Consider the following 20463-nt stretch of genomic DNA (forward strand, 5'->3'; position numbering starts at 1 on the left):
TGCGCGCGTCATCCCGGCGCGCGCAGTTGCCGGGCGGCCTGGCATGAGCGATCATCTGCGTCAACGCAGTTGACGGAGATCAGACGATGTCAGCGATGGCCAAGATTCGAGGATTCGTTGTCGCACTGGCGCTCGTTAGCTCGGCGGCGCATGCACAGACCACCGACTTCTGGGGAACGCGTCTCCCCGATCAGCCGACGCAGTTCATCTTCGGCTACGGCTCGCTCATCAACACCCCATCGCGCAACGACACGGCCGGCAAACCGGTTGCGGCGATTCCGGTGCGCGTTTCGGCGGCGTTCGGTTATGTGCGCAGCTGGAGCGACCGCGCGCGCACCGGCTTCACAGCGCTCGGCCTGCGGCGTCCGTTCGAGGGTGAAGCGCCGATGACAATCAACGGCGTGATCTATCCCGTTGCCGGCAACGACATGTCCGCGTTCGACGAGCGCGAGAAGGGATACGTGCGCGTCGAGGTGCCGCGCGCGCTCATCGAGGCCGTATCGTGGCAGCCGCTACCGGCGCAGGGAACTGTCTGGGTCTACGTGCCGAAAGCCGAAGGCAAGACGCCGGGCGAAGGGCTTCCGGTTCCGGACGCCAGGTTTCCGCTCGTTGAGTCGTATATCGATGTCGTGATCGAGGGCGGGCTTGAGTACGGGCCGGAATTCGCGCGCGAGATCATCGAGACGACCCGCGACTGGAGTCCCTACTGGCTCAACGACCGCACGCTCGCACGCCGGCCCTGGGTGTTCGACAAGCAGTTCGCAAAGATCGATGCGCTGCTCGCGACGTCGGCGCCGTGCTTCGCGCAGCGAGCGTTCTCCGAGGACTATGCCGCCGCGAGCGCTGCCATCGCCAAACGCAAAGGCGATGTGTGCCTTCGTGAAGCGCGCGCTCGCTAGGCTGCGCCTGCACTACGCCGCTCAGGAGATCGGCGAGTCGAACATTACGCATTCGCTTTACCGAAGCCACCTCGTGCGATTCTCGCCTGATGCGCAGCTCTGTCAGTTGCCGTCGCCCGTATCACCAGGAAGCGGCACAACCGATGGACGCGCAGGCGACGCGTCTTCATGAAACAGATCGTCCAGATACTGCGCCAGTTCATCGCCGTCGATAGAGCCAGGAATCTGGAAATCGGCCCGCCGTCGCTTGCCATCCTGTCCGACATAGAAGGCCGCCCAACCGTCCTCGCTTGCCTCGATCAACATGATCCGCCCGAACACGTCAAAGAGAAAAGGCTGGCTCATATTGACGACGTACGCGGTTGACGGCTATTGCTGGATATCGACGATCGCTTCGCGCACGTCGACGCGTTTCGGAATGACATGCTCGCGATACGCGAGATCCGCAGCGTCCTGCTGTGCCTTGACGACTTCGCTGGTGAGCGGATAGTGCACGCCCCATTCCAGCCTCGGCAAGGCCTTCGACCACACGTCGAGGCGCACACCCGTGCTCTGCGACAGGAACTCAGCCGTCTGTGCAGGATGCGCGAGTTCGATAGCCGTCTGCCGGTCGAGCACATCGAATAGCAGCCGCAACGTAGCGGGATAACGCCGCGCAAAATCGCGCGAGCCGATATAGAAGCCGTATTGCGGCACGGAAAGCTCGCCGATCGTCAGTATCGTACGCGCGCCCGTTGCGAGTTCGGTATCGGCATAGCGCGGGTCCGGCACTGCCCACGCGTCGATGAAGCCGCGCTCGAATGCAGCGCGCGCGTCGCTGTAACTCAGATACACGAATTGCACCGACGCGGGCGGGACACCGGCGTCGGCGAGCGCCTTCAATACGAACAGATGCCCTTGCGAGCCCTTCGCGAAGGCGATCTTCTTGCCTTTCAGGTCGTCGAGCCGACGCACAGTCGAATTCGCCGGGACGATCAGCCCGTAGCTCTTTTGCAGCTGCGGCGCGTATGCGACGTACACCACGCCGGGTGCCGCGCCCGCCTGCGCGAGAATCGGCGGCGTCGAGCCGACCGCGCCGACGTCGACATCGCCCGTATTGATCGCCTCGACGAGCGGCGCGCCATAGACGAATTCCTTCCATCTGACGGCGACGCCATGCGCAGCGAACGCTTTTTCGAGTTCGCCCGACGCACGCAGCGCGACTAGCGGATCGCCCTTCTGAATGCCGATGTTGATCGCCGCAGGCCATCCCTCGGCATGCGCGCGGGAATGCAGCAGGAGACACGCAACGAGGATCACGAGCACCTGCCACAGCGGGCGGCGGAATGACTGCATGCGAAGCGTCGCCATCATATGAAGCGTCAGGCCGGGAAATGCGGATTGGCGGGGCGCGCGAGCCCGTAGTGCCCGCGCAGCGTATCGGCGTCGTAGTCGCGGCGAAACAGCCCGCGTTTCTGCAGGATCGGCACGACGTGATCGACGAAGATGTCGAGTTGCGCGGGCAAGATGGGCGGCATCACATTGAAGCCGTCCGCTGCGCGGCTCTCGATCCAGTCCTCGATCGTATCGGCGACACGCTCCGGCGAGCCCGCCAGCGTGAAGTGCCCGCGCGCGCCCGCCAGCTGTCGAAGCAGATTGCGCAGCGTCGGCCGTTCGCGCCCGACGAGTTCGGTAATCGCGGCGGCGCGGCTTTGCGCAGCCTGCACCGTCGACGGGTCGGGGAAGTCGTCGCGCGAAAGCGGCTGGTCGAGTGCGAGCGTCGAGAAGTCGTGCCCGCCGAAGCGGTTCGACAGGCGGCTCAGTCCCACTTCGATGTCCGTGAGACCGTTGAGTTCTTCGAGGAGCGCCTGGCCTTGCGCGTCGGTCGAACCGATCGCGGCGCTCAGGCCGGGCAGGATCACCACATCTTCCGAGCGACGTCCGGCAGCGACGGCCGCCTGCTTCAGTTCAGCGTAAAAGTCGACCGCGGATTCTTTCGTCAGGTGCGCCGTGAACACGGCTTCCGCGTGCCTGGCGGCGAATGCCTTGCCCGTCGGCGACGAGCCTGCTTGCACCAGCACGGGCCAGCCTTGCGGCGAGCGGGGCAGATTGAGGGGACCGGCAACGCGGTAGAACTGGCCCTTCCAGTCGATCCGGCGTACCCGCTCACGGTCGAGGAAGCGGCCCGACTCGACGTCGTCGATGATCGCGTCATCGGCCCAGCTATCCCATAGCGCTTTCACAACCTGCACGAATTCGTCCGCGCGCGCGTAGCGCTCGCTGTGCTCGGGCGCGCGTTCGTAGCCGAAGTTGGGGCCAGCGCCACCGACCCACGAAGTCACGATGTTCCAGCCGACGCGTCCGCCCGAAATATGATCCAGCGAAACAAACTGGCGCGCGAGATTGTAGGGCTCGGTATAAGTCGTCGAGGCTGTGGCGATCAAACCGATGCGCGAGGTCTCGCGAGCGAGTGCCGCCAATGTCGTAATCGGTTCGAGCGCGCCGCTTGCGACATGACGCGCGCCGTCGCCGAGCTCGAGTGCGTCGGCGAAGAAGATCGAATCGAAGCGGCCAGCTTCAGCGCGCTTTGCGAGATCGATGAAATAGTTGATGTCGGTCAGCGCCTTGCGCGTCGCTCCCGGATGGCGCCAACCCGCCTCATGATGCCCGCGGCCGTGTATGAACAGATTGAGATGGATGCGTCGTGACATGAGCGTGCGTGGTGGATGCGTATCGGACGATGCGCGATGACAGGCGCACTCATTCTATTGACAGCCGAAAGGCATGCAAACGAACGAAGGCTGATATCGATATATGCGCTCGCACGGTCGGGAAACAGCCGATTCCCCGCATCCCGATACGGCTTACCTCAATTCGTTCATGCAGGCATCCACGTGCATCCGGCTATTTGAAGCGGCGTCATCCAGCTTACCCGCGATGTACTTCGCGATGCGCCATCCGAACACGATTGCTGGGCCCAACGTCGTGCCGGGTCCGGGATACGTGCCGCGAAAGATCGAAGCCAGATCGTTGCCGCACGCGAAGAGTCCAGGTATCACGTTGCCGTTCACATCGAGCAGTTCGCCGTTCGCATTTCCGCTGAGACCCGCGCTGCACGCGAGGTCGGCGGGCCACACGGTCACGGCGTAATACGGACCTTTGCCCAAAGGACGGATGCACGGATTGGGCTTCTGCGCCGCGTCGCCATTGAACCGGCTCATCGGGCTGGAACCGCGGCCGAAGGCGGGGTCGTTGCCCGATGCGGCATCGCGATTGTAGGTATCGACAGTGCGCGCAAGCCCCACCGCATCCACGTTCAACTTCGCCGCCAGCGCGGCCAGCGTGTCGCCTTTGACCAGATACCCGGCGCGCTCGAACCCGGCAATGCGCGCCCGGCTTCGCCCCGGCATCAGCAGGCCCAGACCATAGTCGCGGATAAAGTCTGCATCGACGATCAGATGCGCCGGCACGCTCGCGCCATGGCCGTCGTCGCGCAACATGCCCATCACGAAGTCGTGATAGGAGTTGGATTCGTTGACGAACCGCTCGCCCCGGCTGTTCACCGCGATGAGCCCCGGCTTCGCGCGATCGAGGATGATATGCGGCCACACGCTATCGTCGCCGCTGGGCGAACGGCGGATCGAGCAGGGCATCCAGAGCCCGGGGCTGTCGCCGCCGTTTTCGAGTCGCGCATCGACGGCGAGCGCGTTGCTGACGCCGTCGCCCGTGTGGGTGTCGGGAGACAGCGACAGCGGTTGTGCGGCAGCAGGAAACAACTGTTTGCGCAGCGCCGGATGCCGCGTGACGCCGCCCGTGGCGAGCACGACACCGCGACGCGCGCCAATGCGCCGCTGCTTGCCGTCACGCGAACCGACTACGGCGCCCGTTACTCGACCTTGCTCGCGAACCAGTTCGACGAGCGGCGTTTCGAAGCGCACTGCCACGTCGCGCTTGCGCAGGCTATAGAAGAGCCGGGCGGCGAGCGCGTTGCCCATCACGAGCTGCGTGCCGCGCGGAAAACGCATGCGGTCGATTACATAACGGCCGACCACTTCGACGGTGCGCCTGAAATGGCTGAACGATCCGAACGGACTGAGCAGCGCGCCAAGGTCGCTGCGATTGACCATCATCCCGCCCAGGCCCATGAATTCCTTGCGCGGCGGGCGCACGCGCGAGAAATCCTTGTGCAGCACGCGGGCATCGAAAGGCAAGGGCGCGAGCGCGCGGCCGCCGAATGCCGCGCCCGGTCCCGTCACATAGTCCGGGTGCGCGGCCGCCGCGACGAACTTGACGTCGCTGATGCGCTGCAATTCGTCGATGGCGAGCGGACCGCTTTGCAGGAAGGCCTCGCGTGCTTCGTCGCCGCCGCGTTCGCCGACCACCGATTGCAGAAACCGGCGCGCGTCGTCGACGCTGTCGGGCACGCCCGCATCGACGCTCAGTTGCGTGCCCGGCACCCAGGTCGTGCCGCCCGACGTCGACGTGATGCCGCCGACTGCGTCCGTCTTTTCGCACAAGAGAACGTCCAGGCCCTCATGATGCGCGATCAACGCGGCTGTCATGCCCGCCGCGCCCGCGCCGAACACGAGCACATCGACTTCTTCGTCCCAATGGATGCTGCTGCCTGAATTCATGTTCACTGTCTCCTCTGATGCCTTGTCGCAGTTTTCGTACTTGCTGGGTTGTGTCCGAACAGACGTTCAATAAGTCGCGCGTCCGCCGGACAGATCGAAGGTCGCGCCCGTCGAAAACGAGCATTCACCCGATGCCAGCCACGCGGCCAGGCTCGCGACTTCGTCGGCCGTTCCGGCGCGTTGCATCGGGATCTTCGCGAGACTCGCGGCGAGCGCGTCGGGGGTCATCTGTTGCAGCAGGGGTGTCTCGATCACCGCGGGCGCGATGCAGTTCACGCGCACCGGCGTCAGCGCCAGTTCCTTACCCATCGACTTCGTGAACGCAATCACGCCGGCTTTTGCCGCCGAATACGCGGACATCGACGGGTTGCCTTCCTTGCCCGCTATCGACGCGAGATTGACGATGCGGCCGAAGCCCGCGTCGAGCATGGGTTTGACGGCGGCGCGCGAGCAAAGGAACACGCTGCGAAGATTGACGTCGATGCAGCGCTGCCATGCGTCGAGCGCGCTGTCGGCGACAGTCGAGATCGGACCTGTCGTGCCCGCGCTGTTGATCAGCACATGCAGCGCGCCGAAGCGTTCAAGTGTCGTCTTGAGCGCGGTTGCGACGGAGGCTTCGTCCGTCACATCCGCATGCACGCCGATGGCCGCGCTGTTCTCGTCGGCGCTCAGCGTGTCGGCAGCTTCATGCGCCGCACGCGCATCGAGGTCCCACAGCGCGACGCGCATGCCGTCGCGTTGCAGGCGCGCCGCAATCGCGCGGCCGATCCCGCCCGCGCCGCCCGTAACGACGGCGACTCGCTGCGCCGCGCTCATGCTTGTGCGTCGAGCAGAAATTCGACCATGCGGTCGCACACGCGCGCGAACATCTGCGTGCCCGTCACGGTCTTGCAGCCGCGCGCGCGTGCCGCTTCGATGAACGGCGTGAGCGGCGGCTTCGTGACGACGTCGCCGACGAACGTTGAAGCGGGCAGGCGCGACACGTCGATGGGCAACGGATCGTGGGCCCGCATGCCCATCGGCGATGCGTTGACGACGACGTCGAACGATCCGGCTTCGACATCGGCCGCCGCCACGTGCACGGCGCCGCATTGCATCGCGGCGAGCCGGGTCACGAGCGATTGGGTGCGCGCCGTATCGTTGTCGCGCACGTCGAGAGCAGCGACGCCCGCACTGACGAGCGCATGGCCGATGGCCGAGCCCGCGCCGCCTGCGCCGATCAGCAACGCGCGTTTGCCTTGCAGATCGCAGCCCGCATCCTCGAGGGCGGCCACGAAACCCGTGCCGTCGAACATACCGCCATGCCAGCCGCCATCGGCCGTGCGCCGCAGCGTGTTCACCGCGCCGAGAAACGCGGCCTCATCGGAAAGACTTGAGCAGAAGCCGGCGGCGCTGAACTTGTGCGGCACGGTGATGATCACGCCGTCGACATTGCGCATCGGCCCGACGCCAGCGAAGAATGCCGCGAGATCGTCCGGCGCGACATGTGCGGGAACCACGAGCGCGTCGCGTCCTGCTTCACGCATTGCCGCCGTCACGCCTTTGGGCGAACGCACCTGCGCAATGGGATCGCCGACAATGAAATACACGCGCGTCGCGCCGCTGAGTCCCTCGTCGAGCGATACGGCGACGTTCGTTGCAGTCGTTTGGGTCATGCTGTTTTCACCTCCAGAGTAGAACGGGCATCGTCATGCACGATGCCGAGCAGTTTGGCCTGCGTCGCGCTGTCCTGAGCGAGCGCGTCAGCCGTGTTTTCATAAGCGACGCGGCCGTTGACGAGCACATACACGCGGTCCGCGATGGGCAACACCATATCGGCCTGATGTTCAACGATAACGACGCTTGCCCGCTCGCGCAGCTTGACGACGGCGTCGAGCACTTCCTGCACGACAGCAGGCGCAAGACCTTCGAACGGTTCGTCGAGCAGGATCGCCTTGGCGGGCGCCATCAACGCACGCGCGATGGCCACCATCTGCCGCTCGCCGCCCGAAAGATGTTCGGCGCGTACGTCCTTGCGGTTCGCGAGCCGCGGAAAGAGCGCGTAAATCTCGTCGACGCTCGCGCCGCCCTTGCGCGCGGCGAGCCGCAAGTTCTCGTAGACGGTCAGATTCGGAAACAGGCGGCGGCCTTCGGGCACCATCGCGAGACCGAGCCGGTTGATCTCGTGCATTGGCCGTGACGTGATGTCGTGTCCGTCGAACGTGATGGTGCCGGCGCTGATCTGCGCGACGCCCGTTGCCGCACGCAGTGCGGTCGTCTTGCCGACGCCGTTGCGTCCGAGAATCGCGATCACTTCGCCTTCGTGCAGCGTGAGATCGATGCCGTCGAGGATCGTGTTGCCCGCGTAGCCCGCCTTCACGTTTTGCAGTTGCAGAAGGGCACGCCGACTCGCTGGTGTGTCGCGCTTGTGTGCGCGTTCGGCGAGACGCGCATCGACGGGACGCTGGCCCTTTGAGTGACCCATGTACGCCTCGATCACTTCAGGATGCGCAGCCACGTTGGCAGGTGAGCCGTCCGCGATCAGATGGCCGCGATGCAGCACGCTGACGCGATCGGAAATGGTCAGCACGCGGTCGATGTCATGTTCGATCAACAGCACCGCGTGATGGTTTGCGAGTTCGCGCACGATACGCGCGACGTTTGCGCGATCCGCTTCGGCAAGGCCCGCGAGCGGTTCGTCGAGCAACAGCAGACGGGCCTGCGTCGCGAGCGACAACGCGATTTCGAGCAGGCGCTGTTCGCCGTGCGAGAGGCTCTCGCACGATGCCGCCGCGCGCTCGACGAGACCGACGGCTGCGAGCAGCGACCAGGCGCGCGCGTTCTGCATGTCGAGCGTATGCGCGTCGCGCCACAAGCCGAGCCGTTCGCGCTGCGCGGCCTGCACGGCGACGCGCACGTTCTCGAACACGGTGAGGTTGCGGAACACGCTGAGAATCTGGAACGAGCGGCTCATGCCGAGCCGCACGCGGCGGAACATCGCCAGCCGCGTCACGTCCCTGCCGTCGAATGTGATCGTGCCCGACGATGGCGGCAGCACGCCCGTCAGCATATTGAAGAAGGTCGTCTTGCCCGCGCCATTCGGCCCGATGAAGCTGTGCAGCTGGTACGGATAGACGTCGAGGTCGATCTTGTCGGCCGTCACGAGCGAGCCGAATTGCTTCGACAGCCCGCGCACGCTGAGAATCGGCGCATCCGGATTCATGTCGATGCGGCTCGCGCGATATGGCGCGATCACTTCGGGGCGCGCGGGAATGGTGTCGCGCACGAGCGTCCAGCGCGGCCGGCGCAGCAGGCGCTGCGCAAGACCCTGAATGCCTTCGGGCGAGAAGAACGCGAACGCAATGATGATCGGCGCGAACATCAGCCACCAGTGTTCGGTGAGGCTGCTCAACTTGTCTTCGAGCAGGATGAACGCAATCGCGCCCCACAGCGGCCCGAGAAACTGGTGCACGCCGCCTAGCACCGTCATCAGCAGACTGTCGCCTGCGTGCTCCCAACTGAGGTTGTTCGCATACGCGCCTTGCAGCATCAGGCACAGCAACCCGCCCGCGTAACCGATCACGGCGGCGGAGATCACAAACGCGTACAGCTTCAGACGGTACGTGTCATAGCCGAGGCTCGCGGCACGCTGCTCGTTGTCGCGCATCGCCTGCAACGCGCGCCCGAATGGCGCATGGACGAGACGCCACAGGCCATATGCGACGGCGATCACCGTGACGCACGCGAACACATGAAAGCCCGTGGTCGTCGCGAAGGTCGGGCGCGGCACGTTTTGCAGGCCGTTCTCGCCGCCGGTCACGTCGGTCCACTTGAACGCGATTTCGAACGCGATCTGCGAGCAGGCGAGCGTGAGCAGCGAGAAATACAGCCCGCGCCGCTTGAGCACGATCGCACCGATCGATGCGGCCATCACCGCCGTGACGATTACGCTAGCGGCCAGCGCAACGATTTCGTTGCCGATCACACGTTGCAGCGAGATCGCGACCAGATACGTCGACGTGCCGAAGAACACCGATGCGCCGAACGGCACGAGGCCCGTATACGCGACAAGAAGATTCACGCCCATTCCGTAGAGCGTGTAGATGGCGATCTGCGTCGCGCGTTCCAGCGGCGTGCCGCTGGCGGTCAATGCGATCGAGACGATGATGAGGCACGTGGTCAGCAGCGCGACGGGGTGCCGGGTCAACAGTTTGACATTCATTCGAAGCGCTCCCAGCGTTCGCCGAATAGCCCGCGCGGACGCACGAGCAGAACGAGTGCCATCAGGACATACATCGCCACCGACGACCCCTCCGGAAAGAACTGCACGGCGAGAGCCGTCACCACGCCGACCAGCAGGCCCGCGACGACGGCGCCCGCAAACGAGCCCAGACCGCCGATCGTGACGATCACGAAGGCGGGCATCACGGCTGCCGTCGCCATGCTGGGCGTGACGGTCAGAAGCGGAGCGGCGAGCACGCCCGCTGCACCCGCGAGCAATGCGCCGAGACCAAACGCGCCCGTCAGCACGCGCGGCAGATTGATGCCGAGCAGGCCAACCATCTCGGGGTCGCGGCTGCCCGCGCGCAAGATGCGCCCATAGGGCGTGAACTTCATGAACCACCACAGCGCGAGCAGAATCGCGACCGTCGCGGCAAGCACGAACAGACGATACTTCGTGATGAGCAGCGGCCCGTAGACGAGAAAGCCGCTGAGCGCCGCAGGCGGACTGAACGGCAGGCCGCCCGCGCCCCACACCAGGCGGATCAGCGCCGTCAGCAGCAGCGACAGGGCGAACGTCACGATCAGGCCGAGCAAGGGCTCCTTGCCGTAAAGCCGCCGGATGAAAATCACTTCGATCAGCATGCCTGCGAGCGCGACGAGGACTGGCGCGACGATCACGGCAGCCCAGCCGAACTGCGTCGACAGCGCGATCGCGAAGTACGCGCCAAGCGCGAACAGCGCGCCGTGCGCGAAGTTGACGATGCCAAGCAGCCCGCAGATGATCGACAGACCGATCGCGAGCAACACGTAGAGAAAGCCCAGCACCAACCCGTTGGCGATCTGGGACAACACCATTTCTGCCATGCCTGTACTCCAGCTGAATGCAGATAACCGCAGGAAATTGCGGAACGGACGGGGCCGCTGCATGAGATTCACGCAACGGCCCGCCGACGCCGCAGCAGAGTTCGCCGCGCGTTACCGCGCGGCCATCGTGCAACCGATTTCCTGTTTCGTGCCGTAAAGGCTGTCGAGTTCGGCAGGGTTCTGCGGGACGGCCGACACCTGGCTGAGCCAGTCCCACTTGTCGGTGATGTGGTCCTTCACCTTGAAGACGGTCCAGCGGCGCAGCATCTGGTGATCCCATGGGCGGAAATAGGCAGGCCCGCTGCTGTCGCCGAACTGCACGGTCTCCAGGCTCTGCACGATGTCCGGCCCGGATGTGCTCTTCGCCTGGTTGACGCCAGCGAGCAGCGCGCGCGTCGTGAACCAGCCTATCCACGCCTTGTCGGCGGGCGGCTTGCCGTACTTCGCAGCGTACTTCTTGATGAACGCGAGTTCTTCGGGCGAATGGCCCGGCGAACTGTAGTGCCACGGTTTGCCGTAGTAGCCGGTTGCCGCATCCACGTTGATCGGCCACAGATCCGAATCGCCAATGATGGGACAGGCAACGGGAATCTTGTCCTTCATGCCCATTTCCGCGTACTGCTTGAGGAAGGTCGAGAGATCGCCGCCGGGCAGGCCGAGCAGCACGACATCGGGCTTCGACTGGCGGATCTTCAGAATGAATGAGCTGAAGTCGGTGGTGTTGAGCGGCGTCACATCCGCGCCCGCGATCGTGCCGCCCGACTGCTTCAGCAACTCGGACATCGAGCGCTGGATATCCTGCCCATACGCGTAGTTCGCGACGAGGAAGTGCCACTTCTTGCCGATCGCGAGCAGCGACGGCGCGAGCGCGCGGCACGTGACGGGCGTCGGACTGAGCACGCGAAACGTGTACGGGTTGCAGCTGCTGCCCGTCAGCTCGCGCGCGGCGGCGTTGGGCGCGATATAGGGTGTCTTCGTGCGGGCCGCAACGGAAGACATTGCCAGCGACGTGCCGCTATTCGTGCCGCCGATCACAGCGATGACCTTGTCCTGCTCGATCAGCTTCTGCATGTTCTGCTGCGCCGACTGGGGATTCGGCTCGTCGTACCAGACCAGATCCACGCGGCGGCCGCGCGCCTGGTTGTTCGCATCGTCGAGCGCTATCTTCACGCCGTTCGCGATCACTTCGCCCTGCTCGGTCCACACGCCTTGCTTGGCCATCAGCAGGCCCAGCTTGAGCGGCTGCTCGCCTTGCGCGCGCACGATCGCGGGCGCCGCCAGCACGGCCGCGCCGCTCGCGAGCGTCTTGCCCGCGGTGGCGAGCCACGCGCGACGCGTCATGCCCGCGCTGTCGGGCGCGCTCTGCGCTTCGTGGTTCTTGCGTTGTTTGTGTTCGTCCTTCATGTCTCTCCGCTCCTGTCCGTATCCGTTCGCAACTTTCGACGACCAAAACTTTTGATGAACTGTAGTTTGAATTGGAATAGTATTCAACAATTAAAGTGTATTTCATAAAATCCGGGTATTCACCTGGAAGCCCTTGAATGACCCTGTGTTCAACCTGAGGAGAGGAAGGAAATGGCAAGGAGACGTTTGGCGGTGATCGGCGCGGGCGCAATCGGACGGATGCACGTGGAGCGGGCGCGGCTGCACCCGCAGGCCGAGGTGGTCGCGATTGCGGACCCGTCGCCCGCCGCGCGCGAATTCGCGCGTCAGGAAGGGCTGCGCTGGTTTGCCGACTACACGCCGATGCTCGACGAAGTACGCCCCGAAGGCGCGATCGTCGCGACACCGAATGCGACGCATGTCGACGCGGGGCTCGCGTGCATCGCGCGCGGCATTCCCGCGCTGATCGAAAAGCCCGTTGCCGATGATGTGGAAGCGGCGCAACTGCTGAGCCGCGCAGCCAGCGACGCGAACGTGCCGCTGCTCGTGGGGCATCATCGACGGCACAATCCGATCCTGCGGCGCGCGAAGGAAATTGTCGTGTCCGGGCGGCTGGGCACGCCCGTCACCGCAAACGCGCTCGCGACGTTCTACAAGCCCGACGTCTATTTCGACGTCGAATGGCGACGGCGCGCGGGTGGCGGGCCCGTGCTGATCAATCTGATCCACGACATCGACATCATGCGATTTCTACTCGGCGAAATCGTCGAGGTGCAGGCGCTGACGTCGAATGCCGTGCGGGGTTTCGAGGTCGAGGATACGGCTGCCGTGTTGCTGCGCTTCGCCAGCGGGGCGCTTGGCACACTCGCCGTTTCGGACTGCGCGGCCGCGCCGTGGAACTGGGACCTTGCGGCGGGCGAAGCGGCGCACTATCCGCGCCAGCAGGTGAACACCCATTTTCTGATCGGCACCGACGCGTCGCTCACGCTGCCGCAACTCGACCTGTGGGAATACCGCTCGCGCAAAGGCTGGCACGAACCGTTGACCGTCGAGCGCAGCACGCCGCACAGCGCCGATCCGTATCACGTGCAGTTGCGCCACTTCGCCGCGGTGATCGCGCGTGAGGAAGCGCCGCTGTGTTCAGTCGAGGACGCTGCGCGCACGCTGGCCGCGACGCTCGCGGTGCATCGGGCCGTGGCGGCGCGCGCGCCCGTCGCGCCGGCGCTTTGAGGTCGGGTTATCGTCAGTGATGCGCGGCGTGCGTGTGACGGTAGAACGCTACCGTCTGCCGCAGACCTGCTTCGAGCGAGGTCTGCGGCAGGCCCGGCAACAGGCGTTCCAGGGCGGGATCGTGCGGAAACGCAGTCGCGATGGGCAGCGCAGTGCCGGCGGCATCGATGCGCGCGCCCGGCACGATCGAGGCAATTCCGTCGATCACCGTCTGCACGGAAGCGATCTCTCCTGCGAGCGTGAACGCATGGGCGCCTTCCAGGTCACGCAGCAAGGCCGCCTCGTAAGCGGCAGCGACGTCGTCGGCATACACGAAGCCCGTCGAACCCGTGAATGGCATCGTGTAGCGCTCGCCGCGTGCGGCTGCCCGGCACGCGAGGCTCGGACCGGCGCTCGATCCCGTCTCGCGTCCCGCGCCATACACGACCAGCGGGCGAAAGCCGACGCTCGCGATCCCGTGGTCGTTCCAGTACGCGCGCGCCGAGCCTTCGCAGGCGAGCTTGAATGCGCCGTAGTGCGTTTGCGGATACGGCGTCGCGCCGTCGTCGGGGCCGAACACGCCGGCGCTGCTCGCATGGAGCACGCGCTGCAGACCCGCCGCGCGTGCTGCGTCGAATACGTTCAACGTGCCGATCAGATTGATCTGCGCGCCTCGCACCGGGTTGGCCGCGCAATCGGGCGTGAGGATGCCCGCGAGATGAATCACGGCATCGCAGCCGTCCAGCGCGCGCGCGACGTCGGCGGCTTGCGCGATATCGCCCGTTCGCCATTGGACCGTGTCCGCCTGTTCCGGCGACAGCGCATGCAGCAATTGCGGCTTCGCCTGCAGATCGAACGCAACACATTCGATGCCGTGCGCAAGCAGCCGCCGCATGATCCACGCGCCCAGAAAGCCGCTACCACCCGTTACCAGTACTCGCATGTCCCTTCTCCTCATCGTCACAAAAACTTTGCAAGATCGCAATTTGTGGAATAGTATTCCACAAAGAAAGTTAGTTCCATAGTTTCTGAAAGAGCAGAGCCGAAGATGAAGCGTGAAGCGATACTGGAATGCGATGTGCTGGTGCTGGGCTCCGGTGCGGGCGGGTTGTCGGCTGCCGTGACGGCGGCGGCGCAGGGCTTGCGCGTGATGGTTGCGGAGAAGGAAGACGTATTCGGCGGCACGACCGCGTGGTCGGGCGGCTGGATGTGGATTCCGCGCAATCCGCTGGCGACGCGCGCGGGCATCTGCGAGGACATCGACGCGCCGCGCACGTATCTGAAGAGCGAACTCGGCGCGCAGTTCGATGCGGACAAGGCGGACGCATTGCTGGAGCGCGGACCCGAAATGATCGAGTTCTTCGAGCGGCACACGGCGATGCGCTTCGTCGACGGCAATCGCGTTCCCGATTTCCACACGACACCCGGCGCGGCGACGGGCGGTCGCTCAGTGTGCGCGATGCCGTTCGACGGCAGGGAACTGGGTCCGTTGATCCACAAGCTGCGGGAGCCGCTGTCGGTGATGACGATCAAGGGCATGGCGCTGGCGTCGGGGCAGGACCTCGCGCACTTCTATCGCGCGACGCGCTCCGTGAAGTCCGCGCTTTACGTCACGCGGCGGCTGGCTGCGTTCGCGTGGCAAAAGCTGCGTCATGGACGCTCGATGCATCTCGTCAACGGTAATGCGCTGGTGGCGCGCCTGTTGAAGTCGGCGGCAGATCGCAACGTGGATCTGCGCACGCGCGCGAAGGCAATTGGTTTGTTGCGCGATGACGCGCGCGTCACGGGCGCAAGCGTCGAGATCGACGGCGTGGTGCACGAAGTGCGTGCGTCGCGCGGCGTGGTGCTCGCATGCGGCGGCTTTCCACATGATGTCGCGCGGCGCGCACACACGTTTGCCTATACGCCTTCGGGCAACGAACATTGGTCGGCGGCGCCGCGCGCGAATACGGGCGACGGCATCCGCCTGGGAGAATCGATTGGCGGGCGCTTCAACGATGCGCTCGATGCGCCGGCAGCCTGGGCGCCCGTTTCGCTCGTGCCGCAACGCGGCGGCGATGTGCCGTTTGCGCATCTGATCGAACGCGCGAAGCCGGGTGTGATTGCCGTCACGCGCGCGGGACAGCGCTTCGTCAACGAGGCATCGTCGTATCACGACTTCATGTCCGCGTTGCTGGGCACGACGCCGCGTGGTGAAGAGGTTTGTGCCTGGCTGATTTGCGATCACCGTTTTCAGCGCCGCTATGGGCTCGGTTTTTCGAAGCCTTTTCCGTTTGCGGTTTCGAGCTACGTGCGTTCGGGTTATCTGAAGCGAGGCGAGACGCTTGCTGAACTCGCCGCCGCGTGCGGCATCGATGCGCAGGGCCTGGAGAACACGGTTGCCGCCCACAACACGTATGCGAAAGACGGCTTCGATCCGCAGTTTCACAAAGGCTCGACGCCGTACAACCGCGTGCAGGGCGACCCGACGCACGAGGCGAATCCCTGTCTCGCGCCAATCGAAAACGGACCGTTCTACGCCGTCAAGTTGCTGCCGGGCAGCCTCGGCACGTTCGCGGGCCTCGCCACCGATGCGCACGCCCGCGTGCTCGATCGCCACGACTACGCGATTCCCGGCCTCTACGCGGTCGGCAACGACAGCGCGAGCATGATGGGCGGCTGCTATCCGAGCGGTGGCATCACACTCGGCCCGGCGATGACATTCGGCTATCTCGCGGGACTTTCTCTTGCCGGTGCAGCGCAGCTTTCGACGCGCACCGGCTCTTCCAGTTCACATCAAGGAACCACGCAATGACACTCTATGACACAGTCACGCTCACGGTAAAAATCGGCACGAACGCGCAGGTGTTCGAAAGCATCAAGGCGAGCGGCAATCAGCCCGGCTCGACGTTGCTCGGCTGCTGGTATTCGGACATCGGCGCGCTCGGCAAGGTGATGGTGCTGCGCGGCTTCGAGTCGGAAGCGGCGCTCGTGAACGAGCGCAAGCGTCTGCTGCTCGAAGGCAATCCGTTCGGCTGCGGCGAGTTCGTCGAGGACGTGAAGGTGGAGAGCTACGCGCTCTTTCCGTTCCTGCCGCCCATCGAACCGGCCGTGCATGGCGGCATCTACGAGATGCGCGTCTATGGCACGAAGCTCGCGAGCCTGCAGCATACGATCGACGCATGGGAAAAGGCCGTGCCCGAGCGCACGAAGCGTTCCCCGCTGATCGGCGCGATGTATTCGCTCGACGGCACCGTGCCGCGTTTTCTGAACATCTGGCCGTATGCGGGCGTCGACGAGCGCTCGCGCATTCGCGCGGAAGCGGTGAAGGACGGTATCTGGCCGCCGAAGGGCGGACCCGCGCATCTGACGACGATGGAGTCGACGATCTACGTGCCCGCGCCGTTTTCACCGCTGCGCTGAACGGTGTACGCAACGCAGGATACGAACTGGATAAAGGAGACATGATGACTCAGGCTCATGCGCGCGCGCTATCGCTGTCGGCGCTGACTGTGCTGGAACTGACGCCGCCGCAAATGGTGCAATGCGCGGTTGATGCAGGCTACGACTTTGTCGGCCTGCGTCTGCTGCCTGCGACCGATCACGAAGTGCGGCATGAAATCGTCGGCGATACGGCGCTCAAGCGCGAGACGCTCGCGGTGTTGAAGGACACGGGCATGCGCGTGCTCGATGTCGAGATTGTCCGGCTGAAGCCCGATACCGACGTGGCGTCGTACAAGCCGATGCTCGAAACAGCCGCCGAACTCGGCGCACGCTATGTGCTCGTAGCCGGCAACGACCCCGACGAAGCACGCATGGCCGACCGGCTCGGCAAGCTGTGCGACATCGCGGCGCCGCTCGGCCTCACGCCTTCGCTCGAGCCGATGCCATGGACCGAGGTGAAGAACATCGCGCAGGGCGCGCGCATTGTCGAAGCGAGCGGCAAGCGCAACACGGGCCTCATCATCGATCCGATTCACTTCGACCGTGCGGCAGATTCGCTCGATGCATTGCGCGCATTGCCGCGCGAGTACTTCGGTTATGTGCAGTTCTGCGATGCGCCCGCCGAGCGTCCCACCGATCTCGATACGTTGTTATTTCAGGCGCGTTGCGAACGGATGATTCCGGGCGAGGGCGGTCTCGATCTCGGCGGCATTTTGCGCGCGTTGCCCGAGCACTTGCCGGTGAGCGTCGAAGTACCGACGCAGCATTGGGCGAAGACGACCCGCGCTGTCGATCGCGCGCGCCGCCTGCATGAGGCGACGCGCGCGGTGATCGAGCAGGCCTACGCGACAGCGACGTGAGCGCGGGCACTGATTGTTAGCCGCCCGCAGCGAAGGACATGCGAAACTGCTTGAATTCCACTATGGAATCATGTTCTCATTTGCACGATACGGTCTAAATGAGAGTGCACTATGGCAGGCAATCTGGAGCGGGCGCTGGCAGTGCTCGAACTGTTGGCGAAGAATGGCGGCCGCATGCCGCTCGCGGCCATCGCCGACACGCTGAACATTCCGCGCAGCGGCACGCACCGTCTGCTGTCGATGCTGATCGACGAAGGTTTCGTGCGGCAGGACGAAGACCACGGCGAGTACATGCTTGCGCTGAAGCTGGTATCGCTGGCGCTGATCTATCTGTCGACGAGTGGCGTGTCCGATATTTCGCAGCCGGTGCTCGACCGGCTTGCGGAAAGCTCGGGTGAGCTGGCGCGCCTGGGCGTGGTCGAGGACGACCACATTACGTTTGTCGGCAAGGCGCAGGGCGCGAAGTCGGGGTTGCGTTACGACCCGGACATGGGCAGCCAGCCTCCGCTGCATTGCACCGCGAGCGGACAGGCGTGGCTATCGACGCTGTCGGACGAACGTGCAATCGAGCTGGTGTCGAAACAGGGCGGCCTTGGCCCGAAATCGCTCAATGCGCCGCGCGCGCCGAAGACCATTCAGCAATTCCTCAAGGATTTGAACGGCGCGCGGCAACGCGGCTATGGCGTTGCGATCGAGACGTATGAGGCGGGCATGACATCGATTGCCGCACCCGTGCGCAATCCCGTCACCGACGAGGTGGTGGGCATCGTGAGTCTTGCAGGGCCGACGAGCCGGTTGCCGGAGTCGCGTCTGAAGGAGCTCGCGCCTTCGCTGTTGAGCGCTGCGGCGGACATGGGCGCGGCGACACTCAGTTCGCCGCTTTTCAAGCGCGCACCCGCAGAGGCGGCGCCAGCGGCGTCGACGTCCGAGGCGAAGAAGCGCGGACGGGTTGGGGCCAAGGTGTAGGCGGCTGGGGCACACGCGACAGCACGCCGATCCGTTCCCGATACATCGGCTATCCGGGCGCGAAAAAACGGTTCTCAGCGATCCCATCGGCATCGCCATAGCGAACCGGCGTGCAAAGCATCTGATGTTTGACCGGCGATTACGCAGACGAATGACTGCCGTGTACGTTCGCGGACCAAATCTCGAACCCTGTCTACACTTACGGTCAGCGAGCCCGTCTCCCGACAGATGGAGTGTCATTCGGGAGAGGGCGCCTGGCGCCGAAACTCATCGCGCCCATGCACGCCGCCGGCCGGTGCTTTTGAAACCGCCATACCTGCCGGGTGTCACCACTGCCACGTCGGTCATGACGCAAGTGGTCTGAATCGACGTCTTCGTGAAACTGTCCGCTCACGTCAGGAAGGAAACGATCATGTCCACACAGGCCTACGGCTATGACGTTCTGCACAATCCACGACTCAATCACGGCTCCGCTTTCTCGCAGGAAGAGCGTCAGAAGTACCGCCTCGAAGGATTACTGCCTCCCGGTGTGAATACGCTGGAACTGCAGATCGCACGCACGCATGCCGAACTGGCGCAACTCGACAACGATCTGCAGCGCTACCTGTTCCTGTCCGATTTGCAGGCGCGCAACGAGACACTCTTCTACGCGCTCCTGATGTCCGATCCGGCGACCTACATGCCGATCGTCTACACACCGACCGTCGGCGAGGCCTGCCAGAAGTTCGATCACGTGTTCAGGGCCACGCGCGGTCTTTATCTCCCCATCAACGCGCGCGGCCGCGTGAAAGAACTGCTGCACAACTGGCCCGAACAGGACGTACGGTTCATCGTGGTGACGGATGGGGAACGCATTCTCGGGCTGGGCGATCTGGGTGTCGGCGGCATGGGTATTCCGATCGGCAAGCTCGCGCTGTACACCGCCTGCGCAGGCGTGCCGCCGATGCATTGTCTGCCCGTCACGCTGGACGTCGGCACGAACAATGTCGCTTTGCTCGAAGATCCCCTCTATCTCGGCTTGAAACACGAGCGCGTGCGCGGCGACGACTATCATGCATTCGTCGATGAGTTCGTAGACGCGGTGCAGGACGTTTATCCGAAGTGCTGCATCCAGTGGGAAGACTTCGCCAACTTCAACGCAGTGCCCTTGCTCGCGCGCTTTCGCGACAAGGTGTGCACCTATAACGACGATATCCAGGGCACGGCCGCCGTCGCGCTGGCAGGCATCTATGCCGCGCTGCGTATCTCGAAGCAGAAGCTGACCGACCAGCGTTTTCTGTTTCTCGGCGGAGGATCGGCGGCGACGGGTATCGCCGAATTGATCAGCGAGGCGATGGTGCTGGAGGGCCTCGACATCGACTCGGCTCGCAGGCGTAACAACCTGTTCGACGTCAACGGGCTGATGGTGCAGTCGCGCACCGACCTCGCCGATTTCCAGAAAGTCTTCGCAATCGATCACGCGCCCATCGACGCTTTCGTCGATGCCGTCCGGGCGCTTAAACCTACGGGCATCATCGGCGTCAGCACCGTGCCCAAGCTCTTCAGCCAGCCGGTGATCGAAGCGATGAGCGAACTTAACGAACGGCCGATCATCTTTCCGTACTCCAATCCGACCTCGCGCTCCGAATGCACCGCCGAGGAAGCGTACCGATGGTCGAAAGGCCAGGCCATCTTCGCGAGCGGGAGCCCGTTTGGGCCCGTTCAGATCGAAGGTCGTCATTTCGTACCGGGGCAGGGCAACAACGTCTATATTTTCCCCGCGATGGGCATGGCGGTTTTCGCCACGGAGGCCACTCGCGTGACGGAAGAAATGTTCATCGTCGCGGCCAAAGCGGTGGCCGAGCAGGTCAGCGACGAAAGCCTCGAAAAAGGCCTGATCTATCCGCCGCAAAGCCGTATCTTCGAGGCATCGACGCATGTCGCAGCCGCGGTCGCGAAGTACATCTTCGATCATGGTCTCGCGCGTGTCGAAAGGCCCGATGATCTCGTCGGACACATCAGGTCGGTGGCGTACTCGCCGGAGTATCGAGCGATCTAACGTGG

At 64.4% G+C, this 20463-nt stretch carries 17 protein-coding genes; 7 read left to right on the forward strand and 10 right to left on the reverse strand.

Annotated elements, in window-relative coordinates; translation table 11 throughout:
- Window positions 1-86 precede the first annotated feature (86 nt).
- Entirely contained in the window at window positions 87-899 is an 813-nt protein-coding gene (locus C2L64_RS33445; RefSeq protein ID WP_007584152.1) for a gamma-glutamylcyclotransferase family protein, read from the forward strand.
- A gap of 102 nt (window positions 900-1001) precedes the next feature.
- On the opposite strand, the gene C2L64_RS33450 is transcribed toward C2L64_RS33445, so the two are convergent.
- The 9 genes from C2L64_RS33450 to C2L64_RS33490 all read right to left on the reverse strand — a co-directional run bounded on the left by C2L64_RS33450 (window position 1002) and on the right by C2L64_RS33490 (window position 11983).
- Window positions 1002-1244: a DUF7661 family protein gene (locus tag C2L64_RS33450; protein ID WP_007584153.1), complete on the reverse strand. Its 243-nt coding sequence runs from the start codon at window positions 1242-1244 to the stop codon at window positions 1002-1004.
- Window positions 1245-1268: 24 nt separating this feature from the next.
- Window positions 1269-2234, reverse strand: coding sequence for an aliphatic sulfonate ABC transporter substrate-binding protein (locus tag C2L64_RS33455; protein ID WP_238554644.1), 966 nt, complete (start codon window positions 2232-2234; stop codon window positions 1269-1271).
- A 26-nt stretch (window positions 2235-2260) separates the two neighbouring features.
- The gene (locus C2L64_RS33460) at window positions 2261-3589 is read right to left on the reverse strand and encodes an LLM class flavin-dependent oxidoreductase (RefSeq protein WP_007584157.1); all 1329 of its coding nucleotides are present in this window, start codon (window positions 3587-3589) and stop codon (window positions 2261-2263) included.
- Between the two features lie 153 nt (window positions 3590-3742).
- Complete coding sequence (locus tag C2L64_RS33465) at window positions 3743-5512, reverse strand: FAD-binding protein (RefSeq protein ID WP_007584158.1); 1770 nt, start codon at window positions 5510-5512, stop codon at window positions 3743-3745.
- Window positions 5513-5578: 66 nt separating this feature from the next.
- Window positions 5579-6328, reverse strand: coding sequence for an SDR family oxidoreductase (locus tag C2L64_RS33470; RefSeq protein ID WP_007584159.1), 750 nt, complete (start codon window positions 6326-6328; stop codon window positions 5579-5581).
- Window positions 6325-7167 (reverse strand): shikimate dehydrogenase family protein, encoded by an 843-nt coding sequence (locus C2L64_RS33475; RefSeq protein ID WP_007584160.1) that lies wholly within the window; start codon window positions 7165-7167, stop codon window positions 6325-6327. The genes C2L64_RS33470 and C2L64_RS33475 overlap by 4 nt, the downstream gene beginning before the upstream one ends.
- Entirely contained in the window at window positions 7164-9713 is a 2550-nt protein-coding gene (locus C2L64_RS33480; RefSeq protein WP_103153739.1) for a branched-chain amino acid ABC transporter ATP-binding protein/permease, read from the reverse strand. The genes C2L64_RS33475 and C2L64_RS33480 overlap by 4 nt, the downstream gene beginning before the upstream one ends.
- Window positions 9710-10579, reverse strand: coding sequence for a branched-chain amino acid ABC transporter permease (locus C2L64_RS33485; RefSeq protein WP_007584162.1), 870 nt, complete (start codon window positions 10577-10579; stop codon window positions 9710-9712). The genes C2L64_RS33480 and C2L64_RS33485 overlap by 4 nt, the downstream gene beginning before the upstream one ends.
- 111 nt (window positions 10580-10690) lie before the next feature.
- Complete coding sequence (locus tag C2L64_RS33490; RefSeq protein ID WP_007584164.1) at window positions 10691-11983, reverse strand: ABC transporter substrate-binding protein; 1293 nt, start codon at window positions 11981-11983, stop codon at window positions 10691-10693.
- 171 nt (window positions 11984-12154) lie between these two features.
- On the opposite strand from C2L64_RS33490, the gene C2L64_RS33495 reads away from it, so the two are divergent.
- Complete coding sequence (locus C2L64_RS33495) at window positions 12155-13192, forward strand: Gfo/Idh/MocA family protein (protein ID WP_039900797.1); 1038 nt, start codon at window positions 12155-12157, stop codon at window positions 13190-13192.
- 13 nt (window positions 13193-13205) lie between these two features.
- Here C2L64_RS33495 and C2L64_RS33500 read toward each other — a convergent pair whose 3' ends face one another.
- Window positions 13206-14114 (reverse strand): NAD-dependent epimerase/dehydratase family protein, encoded by a 909-nt coding sequence (locus C2L64_RS33500; protein ID WP_007584167.1) that lies wholly within the window; start codon window positions 14112-14114, stop codon window positions 13206-13208.
- A gap of 105 nt (window positions 14115-14219) precedes the next feature.
- Here C2L64_RS33500 and C2L64_RS33505 point away from each other — a divergent pair, with 105 nt between their 5' ends.
- The 5 genes from C2L64_RS33505 (at window position 14220) to C2L64_RS33525 (ending at window position 20458) form a co-directional block, all read left to right on the forward strand.
- A complete protein-coding gene (locus C2L64_RS33505) occupies window positions 14220-15965 on the forward strand; it encodes an FAD-dependent oxidoreductase (RefSeq protein ID WP_007584169.1) in 1746 nt (581 codons plus the stop codon).
- Window positions 15962-16573 carry an NIPSNAP family protein gene (locus C2L64_RS33510; RefSeq protein WP_007584171.1) on the forward strand — a complete coding sequence of 204 codons (612 nt, stop codon included), beginning with the start codon at window positions 15962-15964 and terminating at the stop codon, window positions 16571-16573. The genes C2L64_RS33505 and C2L64_RS33510 overlap by 4 nt, the downstream gene beginning before the upstream one ends.
- Window positions 16574-16617: 44 nt before the next feature.
- Entirely contained in the window at window positions 16618-17454 is an 837-nt protein-coding gene (locus C2L64_RS33515) for a sugar phosphate isomerase/epimerase family protein (RefSeq protein WP_039900852.1), read from the forward strand.
- A 111-nt stretch (window positions 17455-17565) separates the two neighbouring features.
- Entirely contained in the window at window positions 17566-18420 is an 855-nt protein-coding gene (locus C2L64_RS33520; protein ID WP_007584173.1) for an IclR family transcriptional regulator, read from the forward strand.
- A gap of 412 nt (window positions 18421-18832) precedes the next feature.
- A complete protein-coding gene (locus C2L64_RS33525; RefSeq protein ID WP_007584174.1) occupies window positions 18833-20458 on the forward strand; it encodes an NAD-dependent malic enzyme in 1626 nt (541 codons plus the stop codon).
- Window positions 20459-20463: the final 5 nt, after the last annotated feature.

Source organism: Paraburkholderia hospita (assembly GCF_002902965.1).
GTDB classification, from domain to species: Bacteria; Pseudomonadota; Gammaproteobacteria; order Burkholderiales; family Burkholderiaceae; genus Paraburkholderia; species Paraburkholderia hospita.